We start from the raw sequence: 23,220 nt of genomic DNA, 5'->3' as shown, positions 1-23,220 counted from the left end.
TTTGATAAGATGAATTTTCTGGAATTGGTAAAAGCTCGTCATTCGGTAAGAAGTTATGTAGAACGCCCGATTGAACAAAGTAAATTGGATTATATATTGGAATGTGTGCGTCTGGCACCGTCGGCTGTAAACTTTCAGCCATGGAAATTTTCGGTTGTAACCGAGAAAAATCTGCTGGATGCCCTGAAATCGACCTATCCTCGTGAGTGGATAAAGACAGCCCCTTGTATCATTGTAGCCTGTGGCGACCACGATGTGGCATGGCACCGCAAGCTGGACAACAAAGACCATACTGACGTAGACATTGCCATTGCCGTGGAACATTTGTGTCTGGCAGCAACCGAGCAGGGACTTGGTACGTGCTGGGTATGCAATTTCGATGTTCCTCGTTGCAAGGAAATACTGGGATTGCCCGGAAATATGGAGCCGATAGCCCTTATTCCGATAGGGTATGCTGCCACTCAAGACGTTCCGGAAAAGACTCGTAAGCCCGTACAGGATATTTTATTCTGATAAATTTACATTATTTAATAGGGGATATTTACGAATTGTAATCTGAATCAGTAATTTTGGGACACTCTTTAGAATTTCATATTCTGGAGAGTGTTTTTTTATTTTTATATTATTGATAACTTACTTATAATTATTATGGAGAACATCGGAATAGGATTATTGTTAATGGTAGTCGGAATGTGTACCGTTTTCTTGATTCTTCTGATTGTTATCTGGTTAAGTCAGTTCCTCATTTCAGTAGTGAATAAAATAGCTCCCGAAGAAGCACCCAAGAAAAAGCCTGCTACAAGTGGACCTTCAACGGATGCCGGAGCAATGGATGCTATCAAAGCTGCGGTGGAAATCTTGACTGCCGGTAAAGGTCAGGTGATAAAGATTGAAAAATTGAAATGATTCTGTTAAGAAAAACACATTACTTGCACAATGGAAAAAGAAGTAAAATTTAGTCTGGTCTTTCGTGATATGTGGCAGAGCGCAGGAAAATATGTGCCTCGCGTAGACCAGTTGGTTAAGGTTGCCCCAGCCATTATCGAAATGGGGTGTTTCGCTCGTGTTGAAACAAACGGGGGCGGTTTTGAACAAGTTAACTTGCTTTTTGGAGAAAACCCGAATAGAGCCGTACGTGAGTGGACAAAGCCGTTCCACGAAGCGGGAATTCAAACGCATATGTTGGACCGTGCCTTGAATGGTTTGCGAATGAGTCCGGTTCCTGCCGACGTACGTAAATTGTTTTACAAGGTAAAGAAAGCACAAGGTACAGATATTACTCGTACATTTTGCGGACTGAATGACGTTCGTAATATAATCCCTTCAATCGGTTATGCTCACGATGCTGGAATGATTTCTCAGTGTTGCTTGTGTATCACATATTCACCGGTACATACGGTAGAATATTATCTGGATATGGCAAAGAAGTTGATTGAAGCCGGATGTGACGAAATCTGTATTAAGGATATGGCAGGTATCGGACGTCCGGTTTTCTTAGGTAAAATCGTTGCCGGTATCAAGCAGATAAAGAAAGATATTACTATTCAGTATCACTCTCATGCCGGACCAGGCTTTAACATGGCTTCTATTCTCGAAGTATGTAAGGCAGGCTGCGACTATGTGGATGTGGGTATGGAGCCTTTGTCATGGGGTACCGGACATGCCGATGTTATCAGTGTGCAGGCAATGTTGAAGGATGCTGGTTTCAAGGTTCCTGAAATCAATATGCATGCTTACATGAAGGTTCGTTCGCTTATTCAGGAATTTATGGATGATTTCCTGGGATTGTACATCAGTCCGCGTAACCGTCTGATGAACTCCTTGCTGATTGGTCCGGGACTGCCGGGTGGTATGATGGGTAGCTTGATGGCCGATCTGGAAACAAACTTGGAGTCTATCAATAAGTATAAGGCAAAACGTAACTTGCCGTTCATGACACAGGATGAATTGCTCATCAAGTTGTTCAACGAAGTTTCTTACGTATGGCCGCGTGTCGGCTATCCGTGTCTGGTAACTCCGTTCAGCCAGTATGTGAAGAACCTGGCCATGATGAATGTTATCCAGATGGAGAAAGGTAAGGAACGCTGGGGGATGATTGCCGATGATATCTGGGATATGATTCTGGGTAAGGCAGGACAGTTGCCTGGCAAGCTGGCTCCTGAAATTGTTGAGAAGGCAGAACGTGAGGGACGTAAGTTCTTTACCGGCAATCCGCAGGATAATTATCCGGATCAGTTGGAGAAATATCGCCAGATGATGTGGGAGAAGAAATGGGAAACCGGACAGGACGACGAAGAGTTGTTCGAATATGCTATGCATCCGGCTCAGTATGAGGCTTACAAGAGTGGTAAGGCGAAGGCTGATTTCCTAGAAGATGTAAAGAAACGCCGTGAAGCAAAAGAGGAAGTACATATGGCAAACGACCAGACCAAGATATTGACTGTCGATGTCAATGGTCAGCCGTATCGTGTGACAGTAGCCTTTGGCGATGTCAATCCGGCGACTTTACATGGCGCTCAGGCTGTTGCATCAGAAGGACAGACTGCTCCTGCTCCGTCGGGCGAAGGCAAGGAAGTGCTTTCACCGCTTGAAGGTAAGTTCTTCCTGACGAAGAATGCTCAGGAAACTCCGCTGAAGGTGGGCGACAAGGTAAACCAGGGCGATGTGATATGCTATGTAGAGGCTATGAAGACTTACAATGCTATCCGTGCCGAATTCAGTGGTACCATAACAGCCATTTGTGTTAATTCAGGTGATTCCGTATCAGAAGATGATGTATTAATGAAGATATTATAATGGAAGATATATTTGCAAGATTATATGATATGACTGCGTTCAGCAATATTGTTGCTGATCCGCGGTTTCTCATCATGTATGCCATTGCCTTTATACTCCTCTATCTGGGTATCAAGAAACAGTATGAACCGCTGTTGCTGGTGCCGATTGCTTTCGGGGTGTTGCTTGCCAATTTCCCGGGTGGCGATATGGGAGTAATTCAGGCCGATGAAAATGGCATGGTGATGGTGAATGGAGTGATGAAGAACATTTGGGAGATGCCGTTGCATGAAATCGCTCATGATTTGGGACTGATGAACTTCATCTATTATATGTTAATCAAGACGGGATTCCTTCCTCCTATCATTTTTATGGGAGTAGGTGCGCTGACCGACTTTGGTCCGATGTTGCGTAATCTTCGTCTTTCTATTTTTGGAGCAGCAGCACAGTTGGGTATCTTTGCAGTATTGCTGGTAGCTATTCTGATGGGCTTCACTCCGAAAGAAGCTGCTTCACTGGGTATCATCGGTGGTGCCGACGGTCCGACTGCTATCTTTACGACAATCAAGCTGGCTCCTCATTTGCTGGGTCCTATCGCTATTGCTGCTTATTCGTACATGGCGCTGGTTCCGGTTATCATTCCGCTGGTAGTTCGTATCTGGTGTACCAAGAAAGAACTTTCCATCAATATGAAGGAGCAGGAAAAGAAATATCCTTCGAAAACAGAGATTAAGAACTTGCGTGTACTGAAGATATTGTTCCCTATTGTGGTTACTACTATTGTAGCTTTGTTTGTGCCGAGTGCTGTACCTTTGATTGGTATGTTGATGTTTGGTAACTTGGTAAAGGAAATAGGTACAAATACTTCACGTTTGTTCGATGCTGCTTCCAACAGCATCATGAATGCAGCAACAATCTTCCTGGGTATTTCGGTTGGAGCTACCATGACTACAGATGCTTTCCTAAACTGGACTACCATCGGTATCGTAGTAGGTGGTTTCCTTGCCTTTGCATTGTCTATATCAGGCGGTATTTTGTTTGTGAAGGTTGTTAACCTCTTTACCAAGAAGAAGATTAATCCGCTGATTGGAGCTACTGGATTGAGTGCTGTTCCGATGGCAAGTCGTGTGGCAAATGAAATCGCACTGAAATACGATCCGAAGAATCATGTGCTTCAGTATTGTATGGCAAGTAATATTTCGGGTGTTATCGGTTCGGCTGTTGCAGCCGGTGTGCTGATTTCATTCTTGGGATAAGATACTGACTCTCTTTTGATATTTTAGCATAAGGCTCTCTTTATGTTTCTTGTTGGCATCTCTTGTAGTTGCTGATCGACTGGAACATAAAGGGAGTCTTTATTTATTGTGGGGATTGATATTCATAAAATGGTGTGATACTGATAAGATTCTTTGCTTGTTGGAATATTAGAATCGATATCTGATATGTGTATGAAATGTCCTTCAGAAGAGGAAGCAAAAGATAGTTTTGAGTGTTGTTGTGCATATAATTTAAACATGCTATTTATTCCTTTCCGTCGAAACTTGAATGATTTTCGGAGGAGCGGAAGAGGTTTATTAATTCAAGCAGGGATTTAAATAGAGAATTGGAAAGAGATATTAATGAGGATGAAAATAAAAAAGGGTAACTCTTCTCGCGAAGAATTACCCTGGGGTTATAGAAAAATTTAAGGGGGCTTTTATTATTTATCGCCACGGATAGCAGCAATACCCGGAAGAACTTTTCCTTCGATAGCTTCCAGCAAAGCACCACCACCAGTAGAGATGTAAGAAACCTGATCAGCCATACCAAATTTATTGATACAAGCTACAGAGTCACCACCACCGATCAGTGAGAATGCACCTTCTTTAGTTGCTTCAGCGATTGCTTCAGCAATTGCCTTAGAACCACCAGCGAAGTTGTCGAATTCGAATACACCGGCAGGACCGTTCCACAAAATAGTCTTAGCACCTTTGATTGCAGCTTTGAACTCTTCGCAAGTCTTAGGACCTGCATCCAATCCCATCCATCCGTCAGGAATGTTCTTGTCGTCGCAAACCTGAGTATTGGCATCGTTTGCAAATTTATCAGCAGCGATACAGTCGCAACCCAGAACCAAGTTTACGCCTTTAGCTTTAGCTTTAGCGATGATATCCAAAGCCAAATCCAATTTATCGTCTTCTACCAGTGAGTTACCAATCTTACCACCCTGAGCTTTAGCGAATGTAAATGCCATACCACCACAAAGAATTAGGTTATCTACTTTGTCCATCAGGTTTTCGATGATACCGATCTTAGTAGAAACTTTAGAACCACCCATGATAGCAGTGAACGGACGTTTGATATCTTTCAATACGTTATCAACAGCTTTTACTTCTTTTTCCATCAGGTAACCCAACATCTTGTGGTCTGCATCGAAGTAATCAGCGATAACAGCTGTAGAAGCATGTTTACGGTGAGCTGTACCGAAAGCATCCATTACATAGCAGTCTGCGTAAGAAGCCAAAGTTTTAGCGAATTCTTTCTGGCGAGCTTTCATTTCTTTCTTTGCATCTTCGTATGCAGGATCTTCTTTTTCGATACCTACAGGTTTGCCTTCTTCTTCAGGATAGAAACGCAGGTTTTCGAGCAACAATACTTCACCCGGTTTCAAAGCAGCAGCTGCATCCTGAGCTTTAGCACAGTCTGGAGCAAATTTTACAGGAGTACCCAGAGCTGCAGCAACAGCATCTACAATCTGGCTCAAAGAATATTTAGCGTTTACTTTACCTTTTGGCTTACCCATGTGTGACATAATAATCAGAGCGCCACCGTCTGCCAAAATTTTTTTCAGAGTAGGCAGAGCACCACGGATACGAGTATCGTCTGTAATTTTACCTTCTTCATTCAAAGGTACGTTGAAGTCAACGCGAACGATTGCCTTTTTTCCAGCAAAGTTGAATTTGTCAATAGTCATCATAATCTCAATATTTTTTGTTTAAAGTTGTTTATAATCTTGCTTTGAGTTGCAGCGCAAAGTTAAGAAAAAAATGTGACGAAGTTCAATCTCTTTCATCTAAATTCGTTCGGGTGTGTTATTTTCTATTAAAAAAGAGTGCACAGTGGCTGTTATAGCTGCTTGTATGACTGAGAATTAATCTATAAGTTTGTTCTTGTAGGCAAATACAACAATTTCGATAGCCGATTTGCAGTCGAGCTTGCTTTTTACCGGTCTTTATATGTTTCTACCGTATTACGGTCAATATTCAGTTCGTTTGCTATTTCTTTGCTGGTATATAATAGTGTAAGAAATCAAAAATAAAAAGCCTGTCATTGATATATAATTAATGACAGGCTAAAAAGTAGTATACTAAAGACTACCTCTTAAAAGGTTGGAAATACAATTAAAAATTATGGTTCAGACTTAGTCCGAATACTTTATTGGTGCGGCTGTATACGTCTGTACCTTTGATTCCGGTATTGTTATAACTTGACAATGTCTTAGTATAGTCATCGTAGTTAGTCCAGAAGTAGGCTATATCGATACTCCATGCAGCATTGAAGTTGACACGTGCACCGAATCCCAGCGAGTAAGAACTACAGTAAAAGCTGGTGTCTGTCTGGAATTCATCACTAAGTCCGTAACTTGTTTTCTGGAAACCTCCACTTACGGTGAGTTCCTTAATAATATCCCACTCTAAACCGGCGAGATATTCATGTGTGCCGTGTTTCAATGTTTTCTGACGATCGTTCAGCATACCGGCATGCTTATCATCGAAAAAGTGATATTCAACGGAAGCACGCAGATTAGGTAAAATCTCATATCCGGCAGCTACGCTCAACATAGCAGGTATGTCACTGGGAGTTTGTTCTCCATCGGCATAAGGCTTTAATACCTCAGCTGGAACATCTTCAGGTACTTTCAGTGTATGAGTTTGATTTTCAATGTTCAAATTTGTGATAAATTCATATTTTGCACCGAAGTTCCATTTCCCTAATTTGGCATCCACGCCGATGATTGGAGTAATACCCCATCCGCTTTGATCGCAATCCAAAGCCAAATTTGCGATTTCCTTACCTCCCATTTGTGGAATGTCCTTTTTGAGAGAAGCAGTCAGGTAACCTTCGTACCCACTTTTCACGTAATTCATGCGCCCTCCTGCATAAACACCGAGCCAGTCATTTATTTTATAGCTCAAGCCCAACTGTACGCCATAGATGTATTGTTTGCCATCCATTGCCGTATTGATGGTATATTTGTCTGGGGTAATTTGCTGTTGATACAACATGGCGGTAGCCAGTGCATTAAACATGGGCAGACCATTATCGAAAGAAGCTTTTCCTCCACCGCCAGTTACTGCAAAACTTGCGGAAATAGCCCATTTGTCATCTTTATACACGCCGTGGAAAGAAGGAATAAATGGAGCCGAAGCAGTTCCTTTGTAATTCTGTGTAGTTTCTTTTCCATCCAATGTCCAAAGTCCGGATGTGGCAGCTATTTCACGCGTCTGATATGCGCTTTGTCCGGTTAGTGATAAATGAAATCCATTTTTAGATAAAAAAGCCAGTCCGGCAGGATTACTATATACTCCATCTACGTCAATCGAAGCACCTCGTGCTGCCATACGTAAGAAAGCAGCATGCTGATTGGTATTAGTTAAATAATCTCCCGCAAAAGTTGAAGTTGAAACGATTAGCGTCGCTGCGCCAATTAATAGAAGTTTCTTCATTAAAATAAAAATTTAGTAATTTGAAGCCGCAAAGGTAGTCTAATTTTATTTGTGTACAAAGTTTTTGACTTGTTTATTGCAAAAGAAATAGTTTTAAAAGAAACTAATTGAAAACCCTTCACGTCTTATGCCCACTTTGTCGTTTAACTTTCTGGGATAAATATGAGAGACGTGAAGGGTTGGAAAATTAAATGTTTTTATAGAAGCAATATTTATCAGAAGAGGCTCCAGGAAACAGTCAGTCCAGCCATGACAATAGCCACCATGCTCATTAGCTTAATAAGGATATTCAGGCTGGGACCGGAAGTATCTTTAAACGGATCGCCTACAGTATCACCTACGACTGTAGCACGGTGTACTTCGCTTCCTTTGCCGCCAAAGTTTCCTTCTTCTACATATTTTTTCGCATTATCCCATGCTCCTCCGGCATTTGCCATGAATATGGCAAGTACGAAACCAGAAGCCAGTCCGCCAATCAGCAAGCCGATTACACCGGGAATGCCAAAAAGTAATCCCGTTACGATAGGAGCCACTATGGCCAGTAAAGAAGGAAATACCATTTCACGCTGTGCTCCTTGGGTAGAAATCTGCACACAGCGGGCATAATCAGGTTCCGCTTTTCCTTCCAGTATACCCTTTATTTCACGGAACTGACGACGTACTTCTTCTACCATGCTGGCAGCAGCACGTCCTACCGCATTCATTGTCAGTCCACAGAACAGGAAAGCCATCATACTGCCTATAAACATTCCGGCAAGTACCTTTGGATTCATTAATGTAACATCGTAATACATCATGAAATCTGTGAAACTTGCCTCGCTGAGTGTGACGCTGTTTCCTCCCGGAAGTTCAAGAACTGTTGTACCGATACGCTCCAGTCCGATTCGGATTTCTTCTATATACGAGGCAAGCAAGGCGAGCCCCGTCAATGCAGCCGAACCGATAGCGAAGCCTTTTCCTGTAGCGGCAGTAGTATTTCCCAACGAATCGAGAGCATCGGTGCGACGGCGTACATCTTCACCCAATCCGCTCATTTCAGCATTTCCTCCTGCATTGTCGGCTATCGGACCATAAGCGTCGGTAGCCAGTGTGATGCCTAAGGTAGAAAGCATTCCTACAGCGGCTATACCGATACCGTATAATCCCATACTGATGTTACTGAAATCGAATCCGGATGCCAGCCAGTAGGAGAGTATGATACCGGCTACGACAGCGATGACAGGAATTGTCGTTGAAATCATACCTAATCCGATGCCGGAAATAATGACCGTAGCCGGACCGGTTTTTCCACTTTCCGAAAGTTTTCGTGTAGGCTTATACGACTGGGAGGTATAATATTCTGTAGATTGTCCGATGATAACTCCTACCACAAGCCCCACCACAACAGCGAAAGCTATATTTATCCAGTTTGTAATGTCAAGCATCCATAGTATAAAGAACGTACCAATTACGATAAGAACAGAGCTCAAGCTTGTTCCGGTTGAAAGGGCTTTAAGCAGTTCTTTTATGCTTGCATTCTCTTTAGTACGTACGGCAAATATACCGATGATGGAAAGAACAATTCCAATGGCTGCAATCAGCATAGGTGCAATGACAGCCTTGAACTGCATTACCGTATCGCCTGTACCGATAAAGGCTGCGGCTCCCAATGCTGCTGTTGCCAGAATAGAGCCACAATACGATTCGTATAAGTCGGCCCCCATGCCAGCAACATCTCCCACATTATCGCCTACGTTGTCGGCTATCGTAGCAGGATTACGAGGATCATCTTCAGGAATACCGGCTTCTACCTTTCCCACCAGATCAGCTCCCACGTCGGCTGCTTTAGTATATATGCCTCCTCCCACTCGGGCAAACAGAGCTTGTGTCGATGCTCCCATGCCGAATGTCAGCATCGTGGTTGTTATAATACACAACTTGGCAGTCGGATTTATGGCATCATCCGGAATACAATATTCCAAAAGAAGATACCAGAAAGAAATATCGAACAATCCTAATCCCACTACGACCAGTCCCATGACTGCTCCGCTTCGGAAAGCAATTCGTAGTCCGCTGTCTAAAGAGCGACGTGCCGCATTGGCCGTACGTGCCGAAGCATAGGTCGCAGTTTTCATGCCCAGATAGCCAGATAATCCAGAAAAGAAACCTCCTGTAAGAAAAGCAATCGGAACCCAATGATTTTGCAGGTTGAATCCGTATGCCATAATGGAGAACAGAACAACCAGTCCGATAAAAACTAACGTAACAATTTTATATTGCTGTTTTAAATAAGACATAGCACCCTTGCGCACGTGCGCTGCTATTTTTTGCATTTCAGGGCTGCCTTCACTTTCCCGCATCATCTGTTTATAGAAATATCCTGCAAAAGCAAGTGCTAATACAGATGCAGTGGGGATTAACCAAAAAAGATATGTTTCCATAAAGTTTGAGATTAAAAGTTGTATCCCAAATTTAATAAATAAAATGGAAACAAAGTACTGATTACCTTACTTTTATTTCTTTTCTGACATGACCAGCAACTTATCGCCTGCGTGCAGTTCAATCTGTCCGTTCGGGATGATGAATTCGTTTCCGCGTTTAATCAGCATGACCAGTGTTCCCTTTGGGATGTTCATATCAGCCAGTCGGTTGCCCACAGTCAGCATATCTTCTGTCAAGGTTATATCGTTTAGATGAGTGTCAATTTCATCAGGCAGTTCAACGCCGAAGTCATTCCCTTCTTTTTCTTCGGGAAGGTCGAGCTTGAGCCAGCGTGCCATTTTCGAGATAGTCATACCCTGTATGATGAGCGACAACAAGGTAATAAAAAATACGATGTTGAACAACTGATTGGAACCTGGTATCTGAGCTATAACCGGATAAGTGGCAAAAATAATAGGTACGGCACCTCTTAATCCTACCCATGAAATAAAAATGCGTGCCTTGTTGCTGATTCCCTTAAAAGGAAGCAGGCAGAGGAATACGCTGACAGGGCGTGCTATCAGAATCATAAATATACCGATAAGCAAAGCTGTAACTGCAATGTCGAGCATTTCGTGCGGATTGACCAGAAGTCCCAGTGTAAGGAACATAATAATCTGGAACAGCCAGGTAAGTCCGTTCATAAAAGTGTTTGTTTCTTTCCGGAAAGCCAGCCGGGCATTGCCCACGATTACTCCTGCAATGTATACGGCAAGATATCCGTTTCCTTTTACCAAATCGGTAAGCGTGAAAGTGATGAAGACAATACTGAGCAGCAGAATAGGGTAGAGTGCACCGTTGGAAAGTTCTATTTTGTTGATAAGCCATACAGCGAACTTTCCGAAAGCATATCCCAGAACTCCGCCGAAGAGGAACTGCAGAAACAAATCTTTCAGTATGATACCTATGTTAAAATCACTTCCACTGCCTATAACCTGAATAAGCACAATGGTAAGCATGTATGCCATTGGGTCGTTACTACCACTTTCCAGTTCCAGCATCGGACGAAGATTGTATTTTAGATTCATCCGTTGGGAACGCAGAAGGCTGAATACCGATGCAGAGTCGGTTGACGACATGGTAGCTGCAAGCAGTAGGGAAACCAGCAGCGTAAGTTCTATGTTAGCCTGTGTATGATTCGAAAGAAAGAAAATAAACGAACCTGTCAGTAGCGTGGTGACCAGCACTCCTACGGTAGAAAGCAGTATACCTTGCTTTAGCACGGGTTTGATATCGGCATATCGTGTATCCATACCGCCGGAAAACAGAATGATACTCAGTGCCATCATACCGATGAACTGGGCGTCGGAAGCACTATTGAACTGAATACCCAGTCCGTCGCTGCCGAATGCCATTCCTACCAACAGGAATAAAAGCAAGGTAGGAATACCGAAACGATATCCGGTTTTACTGATAAGAATACTGGTAAATATCAGGACAGAGCCGACAAGTAAAATATTTTCTGCTGTAATCATGAGACTGTTTTATTATAAAGTATATGTGCAAAGTAAACAAATAAATTTGGATTTTGGTTCACGTTCTGTTGTATTGTACGAAGTTATTGCATATATTTGTCACAGTTTTGTTCCGTCAGGCTTCCCGATTGGTAGTGCGAAGCTGCGGATGAAAAGGGAATCGGGTGAAAGTCCCGGACAGTCCCGCTGCTGTAAGCTCCGTGATAAAGGTTTGTTTACCACTTCGAGCCACTGCCGTTTCTTCGGGTTGAATGAAAAGGCGGGAAGGCATAACAAACCGGAGTAAGTCAGAAGACCTGCAAAACGTGTCACGCTTGTACCTTCGAGGAAAAGGTTACAGGAACGTAAACTGATTGTATAAATTTTATTTCAAGTACAAAATGCGGGATTTTTTCCCGTCCATGTTGTTCTTGTTTTATTTGCATTTAAGAAAATGATTGTCGTAAAGAATGTTTTGAAGAGATACATACTATCTGCCCATATAGTACTTATGGTCTTGCTGCTTTCTGCTTGCGGTGGAAAGAGCAAGACCTCTTTTTTGCAGGAGCAGGGAGATACGCTCCGGTTGCATTATGCCGAGAACTTGCAGATTGTAAAGTATGACCGATATACGAAAGTCACGTTAAGGAATCCCTGGGACACGTTGCAAATACTTCATACTTATCTGCTGGTGGACAAGAAGGATACGACTGCGATGTCACTTCCTGAAGGAACCGTGATACAGGTACCTCTGACTCGGGCACTGGTCTATTCGTCGGTACATTGTGGGCTTTTGCAGGAACTGGGAGCCTTGGATAAGGTAAAAGGTGTATGCGACTTGCAGTATATGCGTATTCCTGCCGTGCTGGAAGGCTGCCGGAATGGCAGCGTTACGGATGCGGGAAGCAGCATGAATCCGGATATAGAAAAGGTTATCGACATGCATCCAGATGCCATATTGCTTTCACCTTATCAGAATAGTGGAGGATACGGACGGATAGAAAAGCTGAACGTGCCGATTCTGGAATGTGCCGATTATATGGAAACTTCGGCGTTGGGACGTGCCGAGTGGGTGCGTTTTTACGGACTTTTGTTCGGCAAAGAACAAGAAGCCGACTCGCTGTTTGCCGAAGTGGAACGGAAATATCTCTCACTTCGTAATCGGGTAAAAGATATATCACCCAAGCCGACTGTTATTACGGAACTGAAGACTGGAGGAACCTGGTATGTGCCGGGAGGAAACAGTACGATGGCAAAAGTGTATGCTGATGCCGGCGCACGCTATATCTTTTCTGATATTCCACAGAGTGGTTCGGCATCGCTGGCCTTCGAAGCGGTGTTCGACAGAGGACAGCATGCCGATTTCTGGCTGATAAAATATAATCAGCAGACTGACAAGACTTATCGGGAACTGAAGAACGACTATGCGCCTTATGCCAATTTTGATGCATTCCGTAACCGACGGGTATACGGATGCAATACCAGCCGCATTTCTTTTTACGAAGAAGTACCTTTTCATCCCGAACTTCTGCTGGAAGATTTGGTAAAAGTCTTTCATCCGGAAGTTCTGAAAGACTATGCTCCGAGATATTTTACTAATTTAGCGGAGTGATAAGTTAAACCTCGTATGCATGAAGGCGAATAAAGGATATATATATGGCTGTGTGCTTGCAGGAATCATTGTAGTGCTCGTTGCGGCAAACTTGATATTCGGTTCGGTAGACATCCCGTTCAGGGCGGTAGGACGTATCTTGCTTGGCGGGGATGCGGAAAAGGAAAGCTGGCGCTTCATTATATGGGAATCGCGTGTTCCCCAGTGTGTTACAGCATTACTTTGCGGAGCGGCTCTTTCTGCATCGGGGCTGATGCTCCAGACTGTATTCAGTAATCCGCTTGCCGACTCTTCTATCTTGGGTATCAGTTCAGGGGCAAGTCTGGGAGTTGCGCTGGTCTTGTTGGCAGGAGGAGGAAGCATTGTTGCCGGTGAATTTGTACTTTCCGGTTTTCTTTCTGTGGTTGCCGGGGCTTTTGCCGGAGCTGTTTTGGTTATGGCAGTTATCTTATTTCTGTCGGTCGTGATAAAAAACAGTGTGATGTTGCTTATTGCCGGCATCATGATTGGCTACGTTGTTTCGTCGGTGATTTCCTTGCTCAACTTCTTTTCTACAGCCGAAGGGGTCCATTCGTTTGTAATCTGGGGATTAGGCAACTTTGGAGGTGTTTCGATGGCGCAGCTTCCCGGCTTTTCTGTCGTTACGCTATTGGGACTGCTGGTCGCCATCTTGCTGATAAAGCCTCTTAATGCCTTGCTGCTTGGCACGCGTTACGCCGAAAATTTAGGTATTAATATACGCCGTGTCCGTAACTTGTTGTTGCTTGCTACCGGTCTGCTTACAGCCGTTACAACAGCCTTTTGCGGGCCGATCGCCTTTATCGGTCTGGCGGTTCCACATATGGCACGACTGATGTTGGGAACGTCGAATCACAATTCACTTATGCCGGTTACACTGCTTACAGGTAGTGCCGTAGCGTTATTGTGCAATCTTATCTGTATCTTGCCGGGTGAATCGGGCATTATTCCGCTCAATGCCGTAACACCTCTGCTGGGTGCTCCGGTAATTATTTACGTGATTATCAACCAGCGGAAAATACAATATTTTAATTAAAAGCATGAATCCGAAGTCTGTTGTCATAGAAGGTAAGAATCTGAACATAGGTTATCGTCGTGGAAAACGGGAGGAAACGGTACATCATCACTTGAACTTCAGCCTGTATCGTGGAGAACTGACTTGTCTGCTGGGAGCTAACGGAGCGGGAAAATCCACACTTCTCCGTACGTTGGCCGCCGTACAGCCTTCTCTGTCGGGAGAGATTTCCCTGCTGGGCAAGAGTCTTTCCGGTTACTCTCCCAAAGAACGTTCGCGTGCGATAGGGATTGTGCTGACCGACAAGACGCAAGCCGGAGGATTGTCGGTACGGGAGCTTGTCGCTTTGGGACGCCAGCCACATACCGGATTCTTCGGAAGGTTAAGTCGCGAAGATAATGAAAAGATCGAGCATGCACTGCAAGCTGTAGGCATAGCCGACAAGGCTTCGAAATATACCGCCGAGCTGTCGGATGGAGAACGTCAGAAGGTGATGATAGCCAAAGCGTTGGTTCAGGAGTGCCCTTTGATATTGCTTGACGAGCCGACCGCTTTTCTCGATGTGGTAAGTCGTATTGAAATTATGACCTTGCTGCACCGGCTTGCCGGAGAAGAACAGCGTGCTATCCTGATGTCTACCCACGACATCGAGCAGGCGTTGGTGCTTGGCGACAGACTTTGGCTGATGAAAAAAGGAGAGGGGCTGGAGTGTGGAGTGACCGAAGACTTGATATTGGCTCATAAGATGGATAATCTTTTCCCGCACGATGACATCCGTTTCGATTCGATGCATGGCATTTATTCTCCTGCCGTGAAAGGAAACAAGTGTATTTATCTGGAAGCTACCGATGAAACATTGCGGCACTGGACGCAAAATGCGATGAACCGCAACGGATATTTGTGTCTTGGACTTTCTGATGCCGCAAGAGAGCAGTGCTTGCCTGTGGTCAATGTGCAGGCGGCGAACAGGCTGGTCGTCACACTCGGCACGACTTCCGAAATTTATTCTTCATTCGAATCGTTGCTTGCCTCTCCACTGCTTGCAGGCAAGTTGTAGGAAATTGCTTTTTTACTGCGGGGAAATATTTTTCTGACGTTGGCGGAAGCTGAAAAAAACGTCAGCATATCTTTTTATTTTTTGTACAAATTCTGAAATCTTTTGTACAAAAAATAAAAAAATGTCTGCATGAATTTTCCAACAGCCCCTCATCTGTTTATTACAATGCGCTGAGGCCTTGGGAAAATCTGTATCTGTTGGCTGTCGGAACCTTTTCGGCTTATTGAGGTGTAAGAATGTATCCAAACGTGACATAACCGATAAATCCGCAGATTACAATCAGAAGAATCGGATTGATTTTATAGCGGTAGGAAGCGATGAACGTACCGCCAAAAAGCAGAATGCTGGTTAGAATCTGCCAGTTATATGTACCGAAGTTTTCTCCATTCATCAGAACCAGTGCAGCTGCTGCCAGCAGTCCGACGACTCCCGGGCGTAATCCCTTGAACACGGAAGCAATAATCGGATGTTTCTGGTATTTCAGAAAGAATTTACTTATCAGCACCATCAGAATAAACGACGGCAGTACTACCGAAACGGTGGCAACAGTCGAACCTAAAACGCCTATGGCGTGAGAGTATCCGGCATTAACGACGGCAGAATATCCCACATAAGTAGCCGAATTAATCCCGATAGGACCGGGAGTCATCTGGCTGATGGCGATAATATCGGTGAACTCTGTAGAGCTGAGCCATTCGTGGCGTGTAACGACTTCGCCCTGAATCATGGAAATCATGGCGTAGCCTCCTCCAAAACCGAAGAGGCCGATCTTGAAAAATGTATAGAATAGTTGTAAGAATATCATGGTTATTTATTTTCTTCCGTTAAGTTTTGTTTGTCTTTATATCGCCCGTACAGGTAACCGCCCACTCCGCTTAGTATGATAACATAGATAGGAGAGAAGTCGAGCAGCCAGATAAGCAGTGCAGAAACACAAGGAATCCAGAAGTTATACCGGTTGATTTTGGCTGATTTTGCCATTTTGAAAGTCGGGGCAGCAATCAGTGCCACTACAGCCGGACGGATTCCCTTAAAGATGTTCTCTACAGCCGGGATATGTTTGAACTGCTGGAAAAACAAGGCAATGGCAAGCATGATGATGAAAGAAGGAAGAATGGTTCCTAACGCCATCCAGAATGCTCCCCAGAACTTTCTCAGTTTATATCCGATAAAGATAGCAATATTGACGGCAAAAATTCCCGGTACGGTTTGTGCCAAGGCCATTAAATCGAGGAAATCTTCTCTCGAAATCCATTTTTTTTTGTCTACCAGCTCATTTTCTATCAGGGGAACCATGGCATATCCTCCCCCGATGGTGAAAGCTCCGATACGGGTAAAAATCAGAAATGATTTGATGTAAAAATTCATTGTTCTTATAGTTGTTCGTTATTCACTCTTTTTATAAATGCTGGGCGGTACTCCATAGAATTTCTTGAACGTGTCTGTGAAATACTTGGGGTCGGCAAATCCCATCATGTCGGCCACTTCGGCTACAGTATACTTCTGACTTTTGAGCAGCACTGCTGCTTCTTGCATACGTATGTTTCTGATGAAATCATTGGGAGCCATGCCGGTAAGTGCCTTTATCTTGTTGTAAAAGCTGGTACGGCTCATGTTCATTCCCGCACAAAGCGTATCTACCGTAAGGTCTTTTCCCAGGTTTTCTTTTACCAGGGTGGTAACCTTTTGCATAAATTCATTGTCCAGATTAGTAGGCATATCAATCTCTTCGGGTTTGGCTTCGATGTTGATTGATGCCTGTTGCAGTTTTTTACGTATGATTTCACGGTTTTCCAGTATATTGCTGATGTTGGCCTTCAGTACCATCAGGTCGAAAGGCTTGACAATATACATGTCGGCTTTTGTTTCCAGTCCGCGCAGGATATCCTTTTTATCTCCTAAGGCTGTGAGCAATATTATCGGGATGTGGCTGGTTTCGATGTCCGACTTCAGGGTGCGGCACATGGTTTCTCCATCCATAACCGACATCATCACATCCGATATAATAAGGTCGGGCTGCTGGATTTTTATCTTGTCGATAGCTTCCTGACCGTTTTCTGCTCCTTCTACCTGATAAGTGTCCGACAAACTTTTCATCAGGAACAGGCGGAGGCTGGCATTGTCTTCTACTATCATGATGCGGGGACTGTCGGGGTGCGTCGTTACCTGCAGAGGTTCCACGACGGGCATGACAGGCGAGATGCCGTCCTGTAGCAGGACCGGTGCCACGCTGCCGTTGTATTCCTCGTTCCGGTACTGGTAGTGTTCGCTCCGGATAGGGAAGCTCAGTTGGAATGTTGTTCCCACATTCTCCGTACTGGTAAAGCTGATCTTACCTTCATGGTTTTTGATCAGACGGTATGTCAGCAGCATGCCTACACCAGAACCTGTGATGAGCTGGTTGGTCGCATTGCTTCCTCGGAACAAGAATTTGAACAGTTTTTTCTGGTCCTCCTTCGGTATTCCGATGCCAGTATCTTTTATAATCAGTGTCCAACGGCTTTTGTTATGTCCGGCTTCTATAATTACACTTCCTCCTTTCGACGTATATTTCAAGGCATTGCTTAGCAGGTTTTGTAAGATGGAATCAATCTTGTTCTGGTCAATCCATACTTCCAGACTGCTGAAGTTGCTTTTGTACTGGAAGTCTATTCCTTTCTGCTCGGCATAAGCCTTGAATTGCTGCATATATCCTTGTATATACTGGTTCAGTTCATGCTGAGTTACCAGTATTCTGGAACTGTACAATTCTTCTTTCTGGAAATTCATGAGGTTGTTTGCCAGTTCGGAAAGGTTGTCTGTACTTTGTATGGCGAGGTTCAGATTTGTCGTACCTTGTTCCGTCAGTTGTTCGTTTTTCAAAATTTCTCCCAAAGGTGCTTTGATAAGCGTCAGCGGCGTACGGATATCGTGTGCTGTCTGCATGAAGAAATTTATTTTAGCCTGCGATATTTGTTTGTCGCGCCGTATCATCTGGTATCGCATAATGGCATAGCTTATACCAATGATAATCAGGGCATAGAGTACAAAGGCCCAGAATGTCATCCAGATAGGTCGTCCTATGAGAATCTGTATCTCCCGTTCTTCCAGTACTTGATGGTTATCCATCAGAATGGCACGTACATGAAGTGTGTAACTTCCCGGTGATAAGTTGGTATATCTTATCAGGTTGTCGCTCGAAGGTGGTGTCCAGTGGTCGTAGAATCCTTCCAGCTTCCATGTGTACATAATGTTGGACGGATTGTCGAAGTTGATGGACGACACGTTCATCGAGAATGTATTCTGGTCGTAATCCAGTTCTATGCAAGATGTCTGGTCCAAAGTTTGTGTAAGAGGAGAGCCTTTTTCTCCCGGATGCACGGTGCGGTACATGATACTTAAATCGGAAAAGATCATGTGACTGGTAAAGGTCCTTGGTAGTTGGATGCTGTCGGGAAGTACTATCACTCCTTCGTTGCTTCCAAAAATCATATATCCGTCGCTTGTATGGATGGCGGCATTGGGGTTAAAGCTGGAAGCCAGTAATCCCTGCTCTTTAGTCCAGTTGGTAAAGGTATCAGCTTTTGTATCGAAAAAGGATAGTCCGTTTTCTGTACCAAGATACAGATTGCCGTTTCTGTCGGGCACGATACTGTAAATGTTATTGCTGATAAGTCCACAGTTTTCATCGTAATATCGGGTTACTTTTTTGGTGTGGTTATCATAAATAAACAGTCCGTTGCCGTAGGTTCCGAAATAAGTATAATTTTTCGCCGGATCGTTGTATATCATATTGATACACTGTATGTCGAAATTCGTTTCGAAAGGAATTGCTTTATTGCTCCGTTTGTCGAAGATAAACAGATTGTTGATTGTTCCTATCCATAACGAATGTTCGTCTTTTTGCGCGATGCAGGTAATGGGGTATCCTACATTATATTCACATACTTCCTGATTGGTCGGGTTGTATGATTTCAGCCGGTAGAATCCTCCAATCCAGATAAGGTTTTCGTTGTCGCGGTAAATGCTGCGAATGTATTTATCGGGGCCTTCTCCTTGTCGGATATCCTTCTGCCGGAAGAAGGTAACTTCGTGTGTTCTCTTGTTTATTCTGTAGATTCCAGACATATATCCTCCGGCGAGAATGATTCCGGGACTACTTTCACACAAAGATGTAAATATATGATTCTCGCTTTGGTCTGCATTGGGAGTTTGTGATGAATGAAAATTAATCCATCTGTTTTCGCTTACGTCGAAGTAGCATACTCCGTTACTCGTCGCATACCATGAGTCGCCGTCAGAGTCTTCCATGATACCGTTGATGCAGTTGTTTACAAGCGAATTTGTATAATTGGCCGAATGCATGAACCATTCGTATGCCGGATATTTTTCGGTATAGATTGTTATGCCGGTAGGGTAGATCACATTCCAGATACGGTTGGCATTGTCCATGTAGATATCTTTGATGATGCTTCCGTTCATTTTATTGGGACGCCGAGTATCTTCTTTCAAGAACTGAACAAGTTTCTGCTTCTCGAGGTCGAGTTTGTATACTCCATCTCCATCGGTTGCAATAAGAAGGACATTCTTTTCTTTTTTGCTGGGGATAATCTTGTTTATACCGATATCCTTCATGGTATTGCCCGTGTTGCTTACCTGCTGGCTTTGCGTATCGTAGATAAATAGTTTATCCAACAGTGTGTTGACAACCAGCTGTTTTGATGGCTTGTTGTAGTAAATGTAATCTATCAGATGTACATCTGGCAGGTTGATTTTCTTTATATTGATTAGTCGTTTGTTCTTTAGTTGTGCTTCGTATAGCTGGTGTTCGGATGCCAAATAGTATTTGTTGCCTTCTGCATGAGTTATACAGACAATATTGTCTGGAATGCCCGGTGATAACTGGTAGCTTTCATCATTGTAGTAATTGAATATGTATTGATACTGGTTTACACAGAACCAAATGTTGTTTCCCAAATCCATATAAATATCGGAAATGGGCATTTTCTTTAGTTGTGAGAATTCAGCCTTGAAATCGAATACAAGCTGAAAAGAATCTTTTTGCTCGTCATATCGGAATATGAGTCCGTCCTTACCTGCTTCCCAAATATTATTTTCTTTGTCTGTATAGAGAAAATTCAGATTCGGGTAAAAGCTGAGAGGACTTTTATGATGATTGAGTTGATAATGCTTAAACTGTTTTCCATTATATCGGTCCAGACCTTTATGTGTGAGAATCCACATATAGTTCTGTTTATCTTGCTGTATGGATAAGACTCTTCGGCTGCTGAGTCCATTCTCCATATTGATGTATTCAAATATTTGGGCTTGTAGCGGAAAGAAAAACGATAGTAATAAGCACGCTGTAATAAGAATAGTTCGTTTCATTATTATTGGTTTTATTCCGAGGGTGATATTGTGCAAATGTCGTGAAAAAGGCTGATTTCTCAAAGCAAAATGAGAGAAAATAAAAAGAGGCTGTCTTTCAAAACAGCCTCTTTTAAAAGAAAATATGACGTTATTTGTCTTTTCTGTACGTGCTCTTCAATAAAACGCAAGCACATTTATTCACTTTTTTCGGGTGGTGATGAGGATAACTCCGTTTTTTCCTTTCTGACCGTATTTGGCCGTAGCTGACACATCTTTTAATACGGTGATCGATTCAATGTTTTCCGGATCGAGTTTTTTCATCGTTTCGGTTGAGACTTCCGTATCGTCTATCATTACCATCGGCGATACTCCTTCTTTTCCCAAGCCATCCTTGCCGTTCTGATTCATCTGGATGGTCGGTACATCGGCCGGAGTGTCCGAGTCCGTACCATAAGCCACTACTACCACATCATTCTTTCCTGCCTGCGGCTTATTTTTGGAACCCTCCAGCGCGAAAGTGACCGGCAGGGTGAATTTCACGGCAACCGCCTGACCGTCCTGCATGCCCGGTTTCCATTTCGGCATAGTGCCAATCACCCGGATAGCTTCCGCATCCAGCCACGGGTCGACCGGCCGAAGTACGTGGAGGTCGCTCAGCGAACCGTCCTTCTGCACGATGAACTGTACGATGACCCGTCCTTGCTTACCGGCTTCCTGGGCTTTGGTAGGATACTTAAGATTGCGTGCCATAAACTTCAGACATTCCTTCATGCCACCTGGATATGCCGGCATTTGTTCCACAACGTCAAAGGTCCGGTCGTTCGAAGCCACAGCTTGTGGGCTGGGGGATACGACTTTTAAGTCTTGTCCTCCATTGTTGGCTGTCAGTCGTATAGTCTGGTCGGTCTTTTTCAGGCAGTCTGCGACAGACAGTGTGACTGCATCCATACCAATGTAGACCACTTGAAGCTGTTGGTCGGTTCCGGCTTCCAGCGTGAAGTTGCCCTCTGTGTCTGTTACCGTACCCTTGGTAGTGTTTACGATGAGTACGGTAGCTCCTATTACGGGCTTCCCTTTTTCGTCTACCACTTTCATCTTCAGTGTAGCTTTTTCTACGGGCGTTGACACATTTTTATCGGCATATTTTTTCATAACTTCCGATAAATCATTAACTTTGATATTTGAAATCTCGTCCAGTGGTTGGGAGATTTCAGGGCGGGCAAAGGCAGCCATCGTGACAGCAGCCAACGGAAGTACGTAGAGGTACTTGGCACGTGCCCATGGATTGGATTTTTTTCGAATCATCATAGTGATACGTTTTTTAAGTGAACTGTGATTAAAGCTGTTGGCAATAGAGTAGAGCCTTGCGCCAACGGCTTTTTTTATTAATAACATTTGATATTCTTTTGCGTTAATGCCCTGACGGAGTACTTCTTCATCGGCTTCATATTCGTGAATGTTCTGCAACTCTTGTCTGAGTAGCCAGATGGCTGGATTGAACCATTGCGTCCAAGCACAAAGTTCTGTTAGCAGCAAATCCCATGAATGATGGTGACGGATGTGGGCCAGTTCGTGTACAAGTATGTGATGCCCGTTTTCTTTCAGGTCTGTTTCTGAGATTACGATGTACCGCATCCAACTGAAAGGGGCAATGTCGCGTTGGTGTATCATCAGGCAGACGCCGTGGTCCAGTTTTTTACATCGGCTGTGTCGAATGAGGTAGAGCATCCGTCCCAGTGACCAAAGGTGGCGGGTTATGACAAATAGTAATCCGGCAAAATATCCTAATACCAGTCCTTCCTGCCAGCGGAACGAATGAGTGTTTTCTCCTATTACTGTTGCTCCGTTGTTCCATTGGTACATCAACAGTAAATCTTCCATCGACATGACTTGTGTGTTTATTGGAGAGGCTTCTTTTACCGTAACTTGTATTAGTGGCAACAGGCACGAAAACAGCATAACTCCCAGCAATGCTATCCGGTTGAAGCGGTGGAAAGTTTCCTTGCCGAGCAGCATGCGGTAAAATAAGTAGAACGCTGCAAGGCAGACAGCCGATTTGAATATATAGACTAAAAAGGATCCCATAAGCAGAAAGGTTTTATTGTGGCTTTTCGTGCTGCCCTTCTTCTACCTGACGGATGAGCTCTTTGAGTTCCTCTACCGAGATGTCCTCTTCCTTCACCAGTGAAGAAACGGCACCTAAAAATGAATTGTTGAAGTATTTGCGAATAACTCCCCGCAGGGTTTTCCGTCGGAATTCTTCTTCCGATACTGTGGCATAATACTGGTAGGTATTACCGAATGCTGTGTGCGACAGGTAACCTTTCTCTTCCAGGCCTCGTACAATGGTTGACAAGGTATTGAAATGTGGCCGTGGCTCTTCGTAGAGTTCTACCAGCTGCTTGACAAACATGGGGCCTTTTTCCCAGAAAAATCCCATGATTTCTTCTTCTTTGGTGGTAAGTGTTTTCATATCTGTTTAGTTTGATTATTACAAAGAACTAAAACTTTTAGTTTATAAACTAATATTTATAGTTAAATAACTAAAATGTTTAGTTTTTCTTCTTCAATTTCGTCTAATTATTTCTGCTTTAGGTTTGTTTGATGGGATTTTTCTCTTTCTCTCTTCCTGTATGTTTAGATTTGGCTTTCAATCGGTTTGCATGAGAACTTATTCTTTTCCTTGATATGAAGCTTGTAAAATATCGAATAGAATTGTGCTATCGGGAATGAGTAAAATCAGAATACGTCTGATTGGGATAGACGTAAAAAAG

At 43.6% G+C, this 23,220-nt stretch carries 16 protein-coding genes and 1 riboswitch; of the genes, 7 read left to right on the top strand and 9 right to left on the bottom strand.

Annotated features, from left to right (window positions below):
* The first annotated feature begins 9 nt into the window (after nucleotides 1-9).
* The 4 genes from WKT12_RS03450 to WKT12_RS03435 all read left to right on the top strand — a co-directional run bounded on the left by WKT12_RS03450 (nucleotide 10) and on the right by WKT12_RS03435 (nucleotide 4,031).
* On the top strand, nucleotides 10-513 hold the full coding sequence (locus WKT12_RS03450; RefSeq protein WP_021971746.1) for a nitroreductase family protein: 504 nt from the start codon (nucleotides 10-12) through the stop codon (nucleotides 511-513).
* Between the two features lie 135 nt (nucleotides 514-648).
* Nucleotides 649-906, top strand: a complete 258-nt coding sequence (locus tag WKT12_RS03445; RefSeq protein ID WP_021971747.1) for an OadG family protein — start codon at nucleotides 649-651, stop codon at nucleotides 904-906.
* A gap of 30 nt (nucleotides 907-936) precedes the next feature.
* On the top strand, nucleotides 937-2,796 hold the full coding sequence (locus WKT12_RS03440; protein WP_021971748.1) for a biotin/lipoyl-containing protein: 1,860 nt from the start codon (nucleotides 937-939) through the stop codon (nucleotides 2,794-2,796).
* Nucleotides 2,796-4,031, top strand: coding sequence for a sodium ion-translocating decarboxylase subunit beta (locus tag WKT12_RS03435; protein WP_021971749.1), 1,236 nt, complete (start codon nucleotides 2,796-2,798; stop codon nucleotides 4,029-4,031). The genes WKT12_RS03440 and WKT12_RS03435 overlap by 1 nt, the downstream gene beginning before the upstream one ends.
* A 443-nt stretch (nucleotides 4,032-4,474) precedes the next feature.
* Here WKT12_RS03435 and WKT12_RS03430 read toward each other — a convergent pair whose 3' ends face one another.
* From WKT12_RS03430 to WKT12_RS03415, 4 genes are all read right to left on the bottom strand, one after another.
* Nucleotides 4,475-5,731, bottom strand: a complete 1,257-nt coding sequence (locus tag WKT12_RS03430) for a phosphoglycerate kinase (protein WP_021971750.1) — start codon at nucleotides 5,729-5,731, stop codon at nucleotides 4,475-4,477.
* A gap of 424 nt (nucleotides 5,732-6,155) precedes the next feature.
* A complete protein-coding gene (locus WKT12_RS03425; RefSeq protein ID WP_340318778.1) occupies nucleotides 6,156-7,481 on the bottom strand; it encodes an OmpP1/FadL family transporter in 1,326 nt (441 codons plus the stop codon).
* Nucleotides 7,482-7,696: 215 nt separating this feature from the next.
* On the bottom strand, nucleotides 7,697-9,901 hold the full coding sequence (locus tag WKT12_RS03420; RefSeq protein WP_340318777.1) for a sodium-translocating pyrophosphatase: 2,205 nt from the start codon (nucleotides 9,899-9,901) through the stop codon (nucleotides 7,697-7,699).
* A gap of 72 nt (nucleotides 9,902-9,973) precedes the next feature.
* Entirely contained in the window at nucleotides 9,974-11,416 is a 1,443-nt protein-coding gene (locus WKT12_RS03415) for a potassium/proton antiporter (protein WP_021971761.1), read from the bottom strand.
* Between the two features lie 91 nt (nucleotides 11,417-11,507).
* A riboswitch (cobalamin riboswitch) is annotated at nucleotides 11,508-11,734 on the top strand.
* Nucleotides 11,735-11,870: 136 nt separating this feature from the next.
* Here WKT12_RS03415 and WKT12_RS03410 point away from each other — a divergent pair.
* The 3 genes from WKT12_RS03410 to WKT12_RS03400 are packed head-to-tail and all read left to right on the top strand — an operon-like array spanning nucleotide 11,871 to nucleotide 15,097.
* Entirely contained in the window at nucleotides 11,871-13,007 is a 1,137-nt protein-coding gene (locus WKT12_RS03410) for an ABC transporter substrate-binding protein (protein WP_340318806.1), read from the top strand.
* A gap of 19 nt (nucleotides 13,008-13,026) precedes the next feature.
* On the top strand, nucleotides 13,027-14,061 hold the full coding sequence (locus tag WKT12_RS03405) for an iron ABC transporter permease (protein ID WP_340318776.1): 1,035 nt from the start codon (nucleotides 13,027-13,029) through the stop codon (nucleotides 14,059-14,061).
* Nucleotides 14,062-14,065: 4 nt separating this feature from the next.
* Nucleotides 14,066-15,097 (top strand): ABC transporter ATP-binding protein, encoded by a 1,032-nt coding sequence (locus WKT12_RS03400; RefSeq protein WP_021971764.1) that lies wholly within the window; start codon nucleotides 14,066-14,068, stop codon nucleotides 15,095-15,097.
* A 220-nt stretch (nucleotides 15,098-15,317) separates the two neighbouring features.
* Here WKT12_RS03400 and WKT12_RS03395 read toward each other — a convergent pair whose 3' ends face one another.
* The 5 genes from WKT12_RS03395 to WKT12_RS03375 all read right to left on the bottom strand — a co-directional run bounded on the left by WKT12_RS03395 (nucleotide 15,318) and on the right by WKT12_RS03375 (nucleotide 22,919).
* Nucleotides 15,318-15,902 carry a chromate transporter gene (locus WKT12_RS03395; RefSeq protein WP_021971766.1) on the bottom strand — a complete coding sequence of 195 codons (585 nt, stop codon included), beginning with the start codon at nucleotides 15,900-15,902 and terminating at the stop codon, nucleotides 15,318-15,320.
* 2 nt (nucleotides 15,903-15,904) lie between these two features.
* Nucleotides 15,905-16,465, bottom strand: coding sequence for a chromate transporter (locus tag WKT12_RS03390; protein WP_021971767.1), 561 nt, complete (start codon nucleotides 16,463-16,465; stop codon nucleotides 15,905-15,907).
* An 18-nt stretch (nucleotides 16,466-16,483) separates the two neighbouring features.
* Entirely contained in the window at nucleotides 16,484-20,464 is a 3,981-nt protein-coding gene (locus WKT12_RS03385; protein ID WP_340318775.1) for a hybrid sensor histidine kinase/response regulator transcription factor, read from the bottom strand.
* 180 nt (nucleotides 20,465-20,644) lie between these two features.
* Nucleotides 20,645-22,531 (bottom strand): TonB family protein, encoded by a 1,887-nt coding sequence (locus WKT12_RS03380; protein WP_340318774.1) that lies wholly within the window; start codon nucleotides 22,529-22,531, stop codon nucleotides 20,645-20,647.
* Between the two features lie 13 nt (nucleotides 22,532-22,544).
* Entirely contained in the window at nucleotides 22,545-22,919 is a 375-nt protein-coding gene (locus tag WKT12_RS03375) for a BlaI/MecI/CopY family transcriptional regulator (protein WP_021971770.1), read from the bottom strand.
* Nucleotides 22,920-23,220 lie beyond the last annotated feature (301 nt).

The organism is Phocaeicola sp. HCN-6420 (assembly GCF_037890145.1).
Classification (GTDB): Bacteria; Bacteroidota; Bacteroidia; order Bacteroidales; family Bacteroidaceae; genus Phocaeicola.
The sequence above is the reverse complement of the archived record's forward strand: the minus strand, read 5'-3'. Positions and strand labels throughout refer to the sequence as shown.

Coding starts and splice junctions, on each gene's coding strand:
- WKT12_RS03450 (WP_021971746.1), top strand. CDS start 10: ATGAATTTTCTGGAATTGGTAAAAGCTCGTCATTCGGTAAGAAGTTAT.
- WKT12_RS03445 (WP_021971747.1), top strand. CDS start 649: ATGGAGAACATCGGAATAGGATTATTGTTAATGGTAGTCGGAATGTGT.
- WKT12_RS03440 (WP_021971748.1), top strand. CDS start 937: ATGGAAAAAGAAGTAAAATTTAGTCTGGTCTTTCGTGATATGTGGCAG.
- WKT12_RS03435 (WP_021971749.1), top strand. CDS start 2,796: ATGGAAGATATATTTGCAAGATTATATGATATGACTGCGTTCAGCAAT.
- WKT12_RS03430 (WP_021971750.1), bottom strand. CDS start 5,731: ATGATGACTATTGACAAATTCAACTTTGCTGGAAAAAAGGCAATCGTT.
- WKT12_RS03425 (WP_340318778.1), bottom strand. CDS start 7,481: ATGAAGAAACTTCTATTAATTGGCGCAGCGACGCTAATCGTTTCAACT.
- WKT12_RS03420 (WP_340318777.1), bottom strand. CDS start 9,901: ATGGAAACATATCTTTTTTGGTTAATCCCCACTGCATCTGTATTAGCA.
- WKT12_RS03415 (WP_021971761.1), bottom strand. CDS start 11,416: ATGATTACAGCAGAAAATATTTTACTTGTCGGCTCTGTCCTGATATTT.
- WKT12_RS03405 (WP_340318776.1), top strand. CDS start 13,027: ATGAAGGCGAATAAAGGATATATATATGGCTGTGTGCTTGCAGGAATC.
- WKT12_RS03400 (WP_021971764.1), top strand. CDS start 14,066: ATGAATCCGAAGTCTGTTGTCATAGAAGGTAAGAATCTGAACATAGGT.
- WKT12_RS03395 (WP_021971766.1), bottom strand. CDS start 15,902: ATGATATTCTTACAACTATTCTATACATTTTTCAAGATCGGCCTCTTC.
- WKT12_RS03390 (WP_021971767.1), bottom strand. CDS start 16,465: ATGAATTTTTACATCAAATCATTTCTGATTTTTACCCGTATCGGAGCT.
- WKT12_RS03385 (WP_340318775.1), bottom strand. CDS start 20,464: ATGAAACGAACTATTCTTATTACAGCGTGCTTATTACTATCGTTTTTC.
- WKT12_RS03380 (WP_340318774.1), bottom strand. CDS start 22,531: ATGGGATCCTTTTTAGTCTATATATTCAAATCGGCTGTCTGCCTTGCA.
- WKT12_RS03375 (WP_021971770.1), bottom strand. CDS start 22,919: ATGAAAACACTTACCACCAAAGAAGAAGAAATCATGGGATTTTTCTGG.